The organism is Phaeospirillum tilakii (assembly GCF_042683125.1).
Classification (GTDB): Bacteria; Pseudomonadota; Alphaproteobacteria; order Rhodospirillales; family Magnetospirillaceae; genus Phaeospirillum; species Phaeospirillum tilakii.
The window spans coordinates 28,427-40,609 of sequence record NZ_JBHUIY010000036.1; the positions used below are offsets into that span (position 1 = coordinate 28,427).

A 12,183-nucleotide genomic window follows, 5' to 3' on the forward strand; every position below is an offset into this window, starting at 1 on the left:
GGGGCCTTGCGGCCCCTGGCGGGTGTGGGCAGCGCCCACGCCACCGGCCGTCAGGCCGGACTCTCGCCGAGGCTGTCGAACACATCGCCCTCCCCGCCCCGCCCGAGGATATGCGCCCGGTGCCACAGCGCATAGAACAGCAGACTCCAGCGGGCGAAGCCGTTCTCCGGCCGGGGATCGCGGAACAGCGCCTCGACCGCACCGGGCCGGCAGATCTCCTCGATTCCCGGCTGACGCGCCAGCAGCGCCCCCAGCTCCGGCCGCCGCCCGATCCATTCCCCCACCGGGACGGTGAAGCCGCGCTTGGGGGCGAACGGCTGGGCCGGCGGCAGAGCGAGATCGAGCCAGCGCCGCAACAGCCATTTGCCCTTGCCGCGATGCAGCTTGAGCCGGTCGGGCAGACGGAAGGCGAACGAAGCCAGCTCGCCGTCGAGCAGCGGCACCCGCCCCTCGATGCCGTGAGCCATCAGACAGCGGTCGGCCTTGGTCAGCAGGTCGTGGGCCAGCCAGTCGGCGCAATCGGCGGCCTGGACCGCCTGGAGCCGGTCGCGGCCGGGCGCGGCGGCGGCAAGGCTGGCGGCAAACCGCGCACGCCAGCCCTCGGTCACCCCCGGGCGCAGCACCCCCAGCCGGTCGAAGGTCCCCGACCGGCGCGGCGGCCGCCCGAACGGCCACGGCCGCAACGCGCTGCGGTAGCGGCCATAGCCGGCGAACAATTCGTCGCCGCCCTCGCCCGACAGGATCACCTTGACCGACTTCCGCGCCTCGGCCGCCAGTTTCCAGGTCGGCAGGCAGGCGTAATCGGCGGCGGGATCGTCCATCGCCCGGGCGATCGCCGGCAGCAGCGCCCACAGATCGGCCTCGGTCACCGCCACCTCGACGCAACGCGCCCCGGTCGCCTCGGCCAGGGCACGGGCCTGGGCGCGCTCGTCGCGGGCGCCGCTGTCGGGAAAGCCCGCACTGAAGGCCAGCACCCCGTTGGGATTGAGCCGGGCCATCAGCGCCAGCACCGCCGAGGAATCGATCCCGCCCGACAGGAACATGCCGTAGGGCACGTCGGACCGCTGGTGCAGCTCGACCGCCTCGGCCAGCAGGGCGTCGAGCCGGTCGATCAGCGCGCTCTCGTTCCCGGCGAGGAACGGCCGGCCGGGCGGCAAGGCGGCGCGATGGCGGCGTTCGACGATCCGGCCGCGCTCGACCACCAGGGTCTCGCCCGGGGCGACGCGGCGGATCCCGGCGAAGATGGTGTCGGCGCCGCAGGTGAACTGCATCTGGAGCAGCTCGGCCCGGGCGCGCGGGGCGAGCCGGGGCGCCACCAGCCCGGCCCGGAGCAGCGCCGCCGGCTCGGAGGCGAAGGCGAGGCCCCACGGCCCCTCGGCGTAATAAAGCGGCTTGATCCCGAACGGGTCGCGCGCCAGCACCACCCGGTTGCTGGCACGGTGATGGATCGCCAGGGCGTACATCCCGCGCAGGCGATCGACGAAATCGAGCCCGTCGCGCCGGAACAGATGCAGCGGCGGCTCGCTGTCCGAGGCGGTGGCGAAACGCTGCCCGGGCAGGCCGGCGCGCAGTTCGCGGTAATTGTAGATCTCGCCATTGGCGACGATGGCATTGCCTTCGTCGTCGAGGATCGGCTGGCGGCCGCCTTCGAGGTCGATGATCGACAGCCGGTTCTGGATCAGCCCGACGCCGCCGGCGACATGACGGCCGCGCCCGTCGGGGCCGCGATGGGCCAGCGCCTCGGCGAGGCGGTCGAGGATCGCCGGATCCGGCGGGGTGTCGTCGGGGCCGATCAGGCCGGCGATGCCGCACATCAGCGGGTGACCTTGGCGAGGAAGGCGCGGTAGCGTTCGACCACCGCCGCCTCGGTGAACTGGGCCTCGAACGCGGCGCGGCCGGCGCGGGCAAGGCGGGTGGCCCGGCTGGGGTCGTTGATCAGGGCCAGGATCGCCGCCGCCAGCGAGGCGGGATCCTCCAGCGGGGTCAGCAGCCCGGTCTCGCCCGGGCGGATCAGTTCGAGCGGCCCCTGGGCGGCGGCGGCGACCACCGGCCGGGCCGAGGCCCAGGCCTCGATCACCACGTTGCCGAGCGGCTCGTGCCGCGACGGGCAGACGAACAGATCGGCGCTGGCGAGCAGGCGGGGGGCATCGTCGCGCCAGCCGAGGAAGCGGACCCGCGGCGCCACCCCCAGCCGCTCGGCCAGGGCGGCCAGTTCGGCCTTCAGCGGCCCGTCGCCGGCCAGCCACAGCACCGCCTCATCGACATAGGTCAGCGCCTGGAGCAGCAGGTCGAAGCCCTTGTTGGGATGCAGCCGCCCCAGCGCCAGCAGCAGCGGCACCCCGGCCGGGGTGTCGAACTCGGCGCGCGGCAGCGGCCGGACCAGACCGGGATCGGCGGCGAAATTGGGCAGGTAATGGACCTGCTCGGAAGGCCAGCCCTCCTGCTTGATCCAGGTGCAGAGGTCGCGGGTGTTGGCGATCAGGTGATCGCAGCGGCGGTAATATTTGAGGTCGTAATAGCCGCCCAGCCGGCCGACCCGGACATAGGGGCCGCGCGGCAGGAAGCGGGCGGCGCGGTTCATCCAGGCCAGGATCACGTCGGGGCGGAACTCCTTGGCCAGCCGGGCCAGACCGGGACCGGTGGTCAGATCGAGCCGGCCGCCGAAGCGCAGTTCGCTGACGGCGAGGCCCTGGCCGCGCAGCCGGGCGGCGCGGGCGGGATCGCGGCGGATCGCCAGATGCTGCTCGATCCCGGCCCGGGCCAGCGCCGGGGCGAGGCGTTCGAAGAAGGCCTCGGCCCCCCCCTGCGGCGCCCCGGCCATCGCCTGGAGCAGCCGGGTCATCGCAACCACCCCTCCAGCGCCCCGGCGGCGTTGTCCCAGTCGAGCCGGCGGAAGCGGGCGCGCGCCTCGGCCCCCAGCAGCGCCCGGGTGTCGTCATGGGTCAGCAGCAGGGCGGCGAGATTGGCGAACGAATCGTCGTCGGGGACCAGATAGCCGCTGACCCCGTTGGCGATCCGCTCCGGCGCGGCGCCGAGCGGGCGGGCCACCGCCGGGCAGCCGCAGGCCTGGCTGTCCATCAGGGTGTAGGCCCCCATCTCGTCGGGATGGCCGGGATAAAGGTGGACGCTGGCCCCGGCATAGAGGCGGGCCATGCCGACATCGCCCTCGGGGCGGACGATCCGCACCCCGTCGGCGCGGGCGTCGAGCGCCTGCTGCGCCACCGGATGGAGGGCGGGATCGATCGCCCCGCCGGCCTCGGCCCGGGCCAGCAGCGCCGAGCACAGCCACAATTCGGCCTCGGGCGCGGCCGGGCGGATCCGCTCGCGCCACAGGGTCAGCAGGGTGTCGAGCCCATGCGCCGGGTGGGTGGTGGCGATGGCGTAGGGCGGCCGGGCCGGCGCCGGTTCGGCGTCGGCATAAGGGGGCGTCACCGCCATCGGCAGCAACGCGGCGGTCAGGCCGCGCCGGTCGAAACTGGCCTGGGCCTCGGCGATCAGCAGCAGGAACGGAGCGTGGCGGTCGAGCGCGGCGCGGGCCGGGGCGGCGTTCATCTGCCGCGCCGGGCCGGTCAGCCACAGCACCCGCCGCCCGGCCTTGGCGACGAAATCGAGCAGCTCGGGTTTGCGGTAGGCGATCAGCCAGTCGGTGCGCGACGGCCGGCGCGCGCCGAACGGCTGCCAGCGCACCCCGGCGACCTCCAGCGCGGCCGGGGTGGCGGTGAAGGCCTCGACCGTGTGACCGCGCCGCGCCAGCGCCTCGGCCAGAGCCGCGAAAGCCCGCTCCGCCCCGCCGAGCGGGCGGGTGGCGGGGCTCAAACCGTCGAAGGCGACGGATTCATCGACCAGGGTGACATGCATGGGGAGTCTTTATAGGCCGGGGCGACGGGCTTGTCATCCCGGCCGCTTTGTTCCACCCTTCTGCCGTGCGGTGCGGCGGGCTGCCGCCCGCACCCGCCCGGAGCGGCGCTCCGGACCTCGCTTTTTTTCGTCGGCCCGGCCGTGGAGGAAAGATGACGAACAAGTGGTTCACCCGTCTCGATCACCGGGCGGTGCTGGCATTGGGCGGGGCGGACTGCCGGTCCTTCCTCCAGGGGCTGACCAGCAACGATGTCACCCGGCTCGCGCCCGACCGCGCCCAGTTCGCGGCGATGCTGACCGCCCAGGGCAAGTTCCTGCACGACCTCTTCCTGTTCGACGACGGCGCCGGCGGGGTGTGGCTCGAGTCCGAGGCGGCGCGGCGCGACGAACTGGCCCGCAAGCTGACTCTGCACCGGCTGCGCGCCAAGGTGACGATCGAGGCGGCGCCGCTGGTGGTGTTCGCCGCCTGGGGCGACGACGCGGCCGAGGCGCTGGGGCTGGACGGCGAGGCGGGCGCCGCCGTGGCGTTCGCCGGAGGCGTGGCGGCGGTCGATCCCCGTCTCGCCGCCGCCGGAGCCCGGCTGCTGCTGCCCGAGGACGGCGCGGCGGCGCTGGCGGCGGCCGGATTCGCCCCGGTTGATTTCGCCGAATGGGACCATTTCCGGCTCGGCCTCGGCCTGCCCGACGGCAGCCGCGACATCGAGATCGACAAGGGGCTGTTGCTGGAATGCGGCCATGACGAGCTGCACGGGGTCGATTTCGACAAGGGCTGCTACATGGGCCAGGAACTGACCGCCCGCACCCGCTATCGCGGCCTGATCCGCAAGCGGCTGCTGCCGGTGACGATCGCCGGTCCGGCCCCGGCGCCGGGCACCCCGATTCTGGCGGGGGAGACCGAGGCGGGCGAGATGCGGTCGAGCCGGGGCGATCGCGGCCTGGCCTTGATCCGGCTGGAGGCGTTCCGCGCCGGCGGCGGCGCCGGCCTGACCTGCGGCGAGGCGACCCTGACCGCCCACCAGCCGGACTGGGCGGTGTTGCCGGCGGAGGGCTGAGCGGCGGCGTGGTCTGTTACCTTCGGTTACGCTAAACCAACCGACAGCGCCCGGCCCGGCCGGCTATAAGGGAAGGATGGAGCCCGGACCTCATATCCTCGTGGTCGATGACGACCAGGAAATCCGCGACCTGCTGGCGCGTTTTCTCGCCAAGCACGGTCTGCGCGTCTCGACCGCCCGCGACGGGATCGAGATGGGCCGCCTGCTCGACGAGCGCAAGGTCGATCTGGTGGTGCTTGACCTGATGCTGCCGGGCGAGGACGGGCTGGCGCTGACCCGCCGCCTGCGCGAGACCCGCTCCACCCTGCCGATCGTGATGCTGACCGCGATGGGCGAGGACACCGACCGCATCGTCGGGCTGGAGATGGGCGCCGACGATTACGTCGCCAAGCCGTTCAATCCGCGCGAATTGCTGGCCCGGATCAAGGCGGTGCTGCGCCGGGCCCAGGGCGCGGCCGAGGAGGCGGCACCCCCGGCGGCGACCGGGGCGCGGGTGCGGTTCGACGGCTGGGTGCTCGACCTCGCCACCCGCGACCTGATGTCGCCCGAGGGGGTGATGATCGGGCTGTCGGCCGGCGAATTCTCGCTGCTCCAGGTGTTCGTCGAGCATCCCCGCCGGGTGCTGTCGCGCGACCAGTTGCTCGATTACGCCCGTGGCCGCACCGCCGCCCCGTTCGACCGCTCGATCGACATCCAGGTCAGCCGGCTGCGCCGCCGCCTCGGCGACGACGCCAAGGACCCGCAACTGATCAAGACGGTGCGCGGCGGCGGCTATCTGTTCACCGCCCTGGTCGAACGGGCATGAGCCGGCTCCGCCGCGCGCTCGGCCGCCCCTGGCCGGACAGCGTGGTGGGCCGGACCGCGCTGGTGCTGGTGTCGGCGCTGCTGCTGACCGCCACCGCCTCGGTGCTGCTGTTCGAGAACCAGCGCCAGCAGGCGCTGGAGGCGATCGGCGGCCGCAACGCCGCCGAGCGGGTCGCCGCCCTGGTCGCCCTGGCCGAACAGACCGACCCCGCCTTGCGCCACGCCACCCTGCGCCGGCTCGACACCCCCCGCTTCCGCGTCGGCTGGGGCGAGCAGCCGGTGGTGGTCGAGGAGGAAAGCTTCGGCTTCGCCGCCTTCGTCCGCGCCACCCTGGAGACCGGGCTCGACGGCCGCGAGATCCGGGTCTCGACCCGGCCCGGCCCGACCGGCGGCCCGGCCACCGGCCTGTTCGGCCGCCCGCCGCTCCCCTCCGGCGGCCATCGCCCCCCGCCCGCCCCCTCCCCCGACCGCGAACCGCCGCCCGAGGGCGGGCCGCCCGACTGGTCCGCCCGTCCCGACGGCGGCCCGCCCGGCGACGGAGTCCGGCCGCACCCGCCCCGCCTGATCGGGCCGGCGCTGCGCATCGCGGTGCGGCTGTCGGACCAGAGCTGGCTCAACGTGCTGTCGCCGCTCGATCCCGGCGCCCCGCTGTGGCGGCCGCGTTTCGTGCTGCCGCTGCTGGCCGGGCTGGTGCTGCTGACCCTGGCGGCGCTGGTGGCGGTGCGGCGGGCGACCCAGCCCTTCGCCACCTTCGCCGCGGCGGCGGAACGGCTGGGGGTCGATGTCAACGCCCCGCCGCTGCCGGAAACCGGCCCGCGCGAGGTCCGCCGCGCCGCCCATGCCTTCAACGTGATGCAGGGGCGGATCCGCCGCTTCGTCCATGACCGCACCCAGATGCTGGCGGCGATCAGCCACGACCTCAAGACCCCGATCACCCGGCTGCGGCTGCGGGCGGAATTCGTCGAGGACGACGACCAGCGCGCCCGCATGCTGGCCGACCTCGCCGAAATGGAGCAGATGATCGCCGCCACCCTGGCCTTCGCCCGCGACGATGCCGCCAGCGAGCCGCGCCTGCGGCTCGATCTCGCCGCGATGGTCCAGGGGATGGTCGAGGACATGCAGGACCTGGGCGCCCCCTGCGCTTACGAAGGCCCGGAAACGCTGGTGATCGAGGGCCGCCCGGTGGCGCTGAAGCGGGCGCTGGCCAACCTGATCGACAACGCGGTCAAATATGGCGGCGCCGCCCGGGTCGGGCTGGCCGAACCGGGGGCGATGGTGCGGTTGACCATCGACGATGACGGCCCCGGCATCCCGGAAGAAGCGTTCGAGCGGGTGTTCGCCCCGTTCGTGCGGCTGGAAACCTCGCGCTCGCGCGCCACCGGCGGCACCGGGCTGGGGCTGGCGGTGGCCCGCGCCGCCGCCTTGGCCCATGGCGGGGCGATCACCCTGGCCAACCGGCCGGAAGGCGGGCTGCGGGTCAGCTTCACCCTGCCCCGGGCCTGACCCCGTTCAGGGCAGCGGCGCGGCGGTATAAAGCGTGATCGGCAGGCCGCCATGCGACAGCGGCGGCCCCGACGGGCTCAGCGGCAAGCCGGTGGCGGCGGCCAGTCCCGGCTCGCTGGTCACCAGCCCGACCCGCCAGCCGGCGAAGCGGTCGCGCAGGGTCTCGCCCAGCCGGCGATAAAGCGGCGCCAGCTGACCGCGCTCGCCGAGACGGCCGCCATAGGGCGGATTGACCATCACCAGCCCGGGCGGGCCGTCGGGGGCGGTCAGGTCGGCCACCGCCACCTGGGTGAAGGCGGTGACGGCGGCCAGCCCGGCCCGTTCGGCATTGGCCCGGCTCATCGCCACCGCCCCGGCGTCGCGGTCGCTGCCGTGAAAGCGCGGCTCGGGCAGGCTGACCCGTGCGGCGGCGGCGGCGCGCAGACGCCGCCATGCCGCCGGATCGAATCCGGCGAGGCGTTCGAAGGCGAAGGCGCGCGAACGGCCGGGCGCCAGTCCGGCGGCGATTTCCGCCGCCTCGATCACCAGCGTGCCCGAGCCGCACATCGGATCGAGCAGCGGCTCGCGCCCGTCATAACCGCAGCGGCGCAGCAGCAGCGCGGCCAGCGTCTCGCGCAGCGGCGCCTTGTTGACCTCCTGCTTGTGGCCGCGCTGGTGCAGCGGCGCGCCGGAGGTATCAAGGCTGAGGGTGCAGAGATCGTCCTCGATCCGCGCCATCAGGCGCAGCCCCTTGTCGGCGTCGATCGGGGCGCCCAGTTCCTCGCGGATCGCCCGTTCGATCCGCTGCGCCGCCGCCCCGGCATGATAGATGCGCGAGCCCTTGCAGGCCGCCTCGACCCGCACCGGCTGATCGGGACGCAGCACCCGGCCCCACGCCACCTTGCGCGCCCGTTTGTCGAGCTGGGCGAGGTGCAGGGCGCGGAAGGCGGCGAAACGGGCCAGCACCCGGCTGGCGCCGCGCAGTTCCAGATTGGCCCGCCACACCTCGGGCCAGCCACCCCGGATCGTCACCCCGCCCTTGACCGGAATCGGATCGCGGAAGCCGCGCTCCCGCGCCTCGGCGCACAACAGCGGCTCCAGCCCCGGCAGGGCCACCAGAAAGATCTCGAAATCGTCATCGTCGCTCATCGCGCCTGGATACGCCATCGCCGGAAGGGTGTCACCCTTCGTCTCGCGGCGGGGCTGCCGCCCCGCACCCCGCCCGGAGGCTGGCGCCTCCGGACCTCCCCCTTTTTTTCAGAAACAAAGGGGGTTCGGGGCATCGCCCCGAGCGGGGGGCGGGGCGGCAGCCCCGCTGATTCGTCGCGATTGCGCGCGAGGCGCGCGGGCGGCCCTCATCCCCCGAGCCGGTTGAGGATGCCGACGTCGCGTTCGATCGTCTTGAGGGTGGCGGCGCGGTCGCGGATCAGGTCCGACAGCGCCGACAGCACCTGCTCGATCGCGGCGGTGTGCTGATTGACGTCGAGCAGCCCGTCGGCCATCCCCCGCACCCGTTCCTGGGCCTGACCGAAGCGGGCGCGGGTGGCGTCGATGTCGGCGCCCAGGCCGGCCAGGGTGGCCTCGATCCCCGAAATCGCGGTCTGGGTGCGGCCCAGGGTGGTGCGGGTGCCGTTGGCGAGGTGCTTGACCTCGCCCGCCACCACCGCGAAGCCCTTGCCGACCTCGCCGGCCCGCGCCGCCTCGATGGTGGCGTTCAAGGCCAGCAGGTTGGTCTGGCCGGCGATGCCGTCGATGGTGGCGAGGATCTCGCGCAACTCGCCGACCGAGCGGCCGAGTTCGGAGAACTGGCCGAGCAGGGCGTCGCCATCGCTGCGATCCTGCTCGACCGTGGCGTTCTCGGCGATCACCCGCTGCACCGCCTCGATGGTGTGGCGGACCTCGGCGGTCTGCCCGACCGCCTGCTCGATCCGTTCGCGCAGGGTCGCCCCGCTGGAGAAATGATCGATCAGCCGCTTGATCACCCGCGAGCGCAACTGGTTGAGGATCGACATCCGCGCCAGCCGGGCGCGGGTGAAATAGCCGGCGAAGTGGGAATACTGGATCGGAAAGCTGTCGAGGAACGGATCGGACAGCCCGCCCGGCGGCACCGGGAAGAAGAACAGCGCGGTCAGGGTCTGGTTGACGTTGATGCCGAACAGCTCGCCGAAGGTCGAAAAGCCGGCGACCGGGATCCGGTAGAGCTGGTCGAACCGGCCGAGCTGGGACGGATTGTTGAGCCGGCGCAGGATGCAGTCATTGACGATGCCGCCGATCGGCGCCGGCTTGCCCCGGAAGAAGGCGTCGAGATCCTGCCGGGTCTGCTCGAACATGTCGGTCGCTTGCAGCAGCAGCAATTCATCGCCGGGATTGATGTCGCAGAAGAACGACACCGTCCCCTCCGTCGGATCGATCCTGGCGATCGAGCGGACGAACAGTTCGCCGTCGATCTCGATGCCGAAGGTATGGCCGGCCAGCTGATCGGCCAGCCGGTCGGGCGTCACCCCCATCAGCGCCGACAGCGACTCGATGATCGGGGTGACCTGACCGCTGTCGAGATCGATCGCCGCCGCCACCTGCCGCCGGTCGGGATCGGCCTCGGCCACCACCAGCGAGCGGCCGGTCTTGCGGAAATTCTGGCTTTTCAGCACGCCATAGCCGATTCCGGGGGCCAGCTTGAGGAACAGCAGCACCGCGTGATTCTCGACCACCCGGTTGCCGTCATGGATCTGGGTGCGGCGGAAATCGAAGGTGCCGCCGGCCGAGCCGCCGATGAACAGGCAGGGGAAGCGGCCACTGCGATAGACCGCCTCCATCAGATAATTCTCGCATGAGGACAACCCGTCGATCAGGGTCAGCGCCAGACTGTCGCGTGGGTCGAGCCGGAACGGCGGCACGGCGGCGACGAGCGAGTCGACGATGCGGTCGATCCGTTCCTCGCGGTCGAGCGGAGCGCCGCCGCCGCGGATGTCGGCGTTGGGCAGCGGCACCGAGCGGATGCAGACCTCGGCCAGCAGGGTGGGCGAAAAGGCCTGCACCACCACGCTCGACCAGGATTCCCCGGTCGGGCGATAGAACGGACCGCAGGCCGCGCCGCCGTCGGTGCACAATTCGCCCGCCGTGCTGACCGCCACCAGCGGCACCGCCCCGGCCAGCCGGCGCAGCCCGCGCACCACCGCCTCGAACTCGACATGCGGCGAGACGAAGGCCAGCACCAGGGCGGCCGGACGGCCATCGAAGCGGAAGAACGCCGCGTCGAGGCCACCCAGGCCGGCATCGCTGGTCAGCACCCGCAACGGCGGATCGGGCTCCGCCGCCGGCGTGAGATGGGGCTCGGCGCCCACCGCGTCCGGGGCCGGACGGGAACTGGCGGATGGCGTGCGGGCACGAAACAGCATCGACGGCCTCCCCTCGCAGAGACAGATCCGACGACATAGATGGGAAGCCACCCCCCGTCTTTTAAGCATAGGCCCGACGGATTGGGCCGCTTTTGCCGCCGCCCCGGCCCGGACCGCTCCCGCGCCGGGGCGGCGTCGCGACTTGCTACAAAATTGCATAAAATTTTTCTTAAACTTCCGACTATTTGGCTTTATTTTATATACCTTCGCCGTTGCGTGATTATGACTTTGGGTTTATATCTGTGAACCCGTTCACAGAAGGGTCATAACCATCGACCAGAGCCGGGATATCGGACGCGGGAAGGCGCCGCCCCGACGGGGACGCGGCAGCCGTGACGGCCCACCGGCAAGGCGATTGGGACGAACCAACGAACGTGAAAGGAAAAGTGGCAACGACGCAGGCTGGCGGGACATCGGGTCGAGATCCTCACCCCCCTCCCGGCGCGTTGTTTGGCAAAGAAGGCTGATCATGACGAATGGCAAGGCCCCCGACCCCACCCCCTCCGCCGACCCGGACAGCGCGCCGGGCGTCAGCCTCAACCTGTATGCCCTGCTGCTGCTGATCCTGATCGCGATCCCGCTGGAAACCTGTTTCTTCCTGTTCGCCAACTGACGCGGTCGGAGACCCGAGCCGGAAGATTGTCTTCAGCCAAAGTCAACAGTCAATTACCCCATCTTAGCGTTGAGACGGGCGCCACCCGACATAAGATGCCCTGCCCGCAAACTACTGCCCCGCCGAGGATGTGGCCCTGGTCAGAACTAGCGCCCAGACAACTCTGGCCGCCTACAAAAACAGACGTGGCAAGGGCCGGCTGCAAAAGCCGGCCCTTGCCCTTCATTAAGCCACTAACTTTTCGGCTTCAGCCTCTGCCAACTTCTTCTTCAACGACACGAGGCCCGGACGCGGTTCGAGGCCGACCTTGTCCCGGAGTTGATAACGCACAAGATCAGCAAAGTAGCGCGATATATCACGCGTATTGGTGCCGAGTTGGAGCCGGATGGTGTCTTCATCCCAAATGCCATAGGGCCGGCGGACAGCATCCGGCGTGATGTAGTCTTCAATCCCAGGGAATTGAGCCTCACGTTCATCACGGCTCATCAGGTAGACGCGCCACAGCGGGTTGTCATGGGAAAAATCCACCTCGCCATCAGAAATTGCCTTAATAATGTCATCCCGCTTAGCGTGCGCAGCCTCCCGATCCCGCGCTTCCTCCCCGTTGTGGAAAGAGCGCACAAGGAAGGCCATGCCCTTGAGCATGGTCGGATGAGCAAGGAGGCTAGTTTTCTCCCATGCTGGCTCGCCCCAGCCCGGCTGATTTGCCAAGGCGGCCCAGAAGCAATCGGCATATTCCTCAGACCCGATTACATCGAGAGGAGTGATTCCTGATTGGTTAAATGCGCCACGGAATAGTATGGCACATGTATTAACGAGATCGTCACGGTAGATTGCCGGCCACTCCAGCTTAGAGCCCAACTCAAAAAGAGTTGAGCGGTTTCAGAGGGTTGTGATTCCGTTTTGTTGCGAGACGAAACGGAGAGAGATCGATGCCCTGGACCGAAACCGCCCGCCGTGAGTATCGGCGGGCGAACCG

At 71.2% G+C, this 12,183-nt stretch carries 10 protein-coding genes; 4 read left to right on the forward strand and 6 right to left on the reverse strand.

The genetic code is table 11. The annotated features are described in order from the left end of the window. Positions 1-50: 50 nt before the first annotated feature. The 3 genes from asnB to ACFSNB_RS15040 are packed head-to-tail and all read right to left on the reverse strand — an operon-like array spanning position 51 to position 3,858. A complete protein-coding gene (asnB, locus tag ACFSNB_RS15030) occupies positions 51-1,814 on the reverse strand; it encodes an asparagine synthase (glutamine-hydrolyzing) (RefSeq protein WP_377318013.1) in 1,764 nt (587 codons plus the stop codon). Beyond that, positions 1,814-2,842, reverse strand: coding sequence for a glycosyltransferase (locus ACFSNB_RS15035; protein ID WP_377318015.1), 1,029 nt, complete (start codon positions 2,840-2,842; stop codon positions 1,814-1,816). Before ACFSNB_RS15035 ends, asnB begins: the two co-directional genes overlap by 1 nt. After that, positions 2,839-3,858: a glycosyltransferase gene (locus ACFSNB_RS15040; protein WP_377318017.1), complete on the reverse strand. Its 1,020-nt coding sequence runs from the start codon at positions 3,856-3,858 to the stop codon at positions 2,839-2,841. The genes ACFSNB_RS15035 and ACFSNB_RS15040 overlap by 4 nt, the downstream gene beginning before the upstream one ends. Positions 3,859-4,010: 152 nt before the next feature. Here ACFSNB_RS15040 and ygfZ point away from each other — a divergent pair, with 152 nt between their 5' ends. The 3 genes from ygfZ (at position 4,011) to ACFSNB_RS15055 (ending at position 7,217) form a co-directional block, all read left to right on the forward strand. Next, positions 4,011-4,910, forward strand: coding sequence for a CAF17-like 4Fe-4S cluster assembly/insertion protein YgfZ (ygfZ, locus tag ACFSNB_RS15045; protein WP_377318019.1), 900 nt, complete (start codon positions 4,011-4,013; stop codon positions 4,908-4,910). Between the two features lie 76 nt (positions 4,911-4,986). After that, positions 4,987-5,715: a response regulator gene (locus ACFSNB_RS15050; RefSeq protein WP_377318021.1), complete on the forward strand. Its 729-nt coding sequence runs from the start codon at positions 4,987-4,989 to the stop codon at positions 5,713-5,715. Beyond that, positions 5,712-7,217 carry an ATP-binding protein gene (locus ACFSNB_RS15055; protein ID WP_377318023.1) on the forward strand — a complete coding sequence of 502 codons (1,506 nt, stop codon included), beginning with the start codon at positions 5,712-5,714 and terminating at the stop codon, positions 7,215-7,217. The genes ACFSNB_RS15050 and ACFSNB_RS15055 overlap by 4 nt, the downstream gene beginning before the upstream one ends. A 6-nt stretch (positions 7,218-7,223) precedes the next feature. Here the strand turns inward: ACFSNB_RS15055 and ACFSNB_RS15060 are convergent, their stop codons facing one another. Then, entirely contained in the window at positions 7,224-8,345 is a 1,122-nt protein-coding gene (locus tag ACFSNB_RS15060) for a THUMP domain-containing class I SAM-dependent RNA methyltransferase (protein ID WP_377318025.1), read from the reverse strand. Positions 8,346-8,551: 206 nt separating this feature from the next. Then, entirely contained in the window at positions 8,552-10,591 is a 2,040-nt protein-coding gene (locus tag ACFSNB_RS15065) for a methyl-accepting chemotaxis protein (protein ID WP_377318027.1), read from the reverse strand. 469 nt (positions 10,592-11,060) lie between these two features. On the opposite strand from ACFSNB_RS15065, the gene ACFSNB_RS15070 reads away from it, so the two are divergent. After that, entirely contained in the window at positions 11,061-11,204 is a 144-nt protein-coding gene (locus ACFSNB_RS15070; RefSeq protein ID WP_377318029.1) for a hypothetical protein, read from the forward strand. A 225-nt stretch (positions 11,205-11,429) separates the two neighbouring features. Here ACFSNB_RS15070 and ACFSNB_RS15075 read toward each other — a convergent pair whose 3' ends face one another. Then, positions 11,430-11,849, reverse strand: coding sequence for a hypothetical protein (locus ACFSNB_RS15075; protein ID WP_377318031.1), 420 nt, complete (start codon positions 11,847-11,849; stop codon positions 11,430-11,432). Positions 11,850-12,183: the final 334 nt, after the last annotated feature.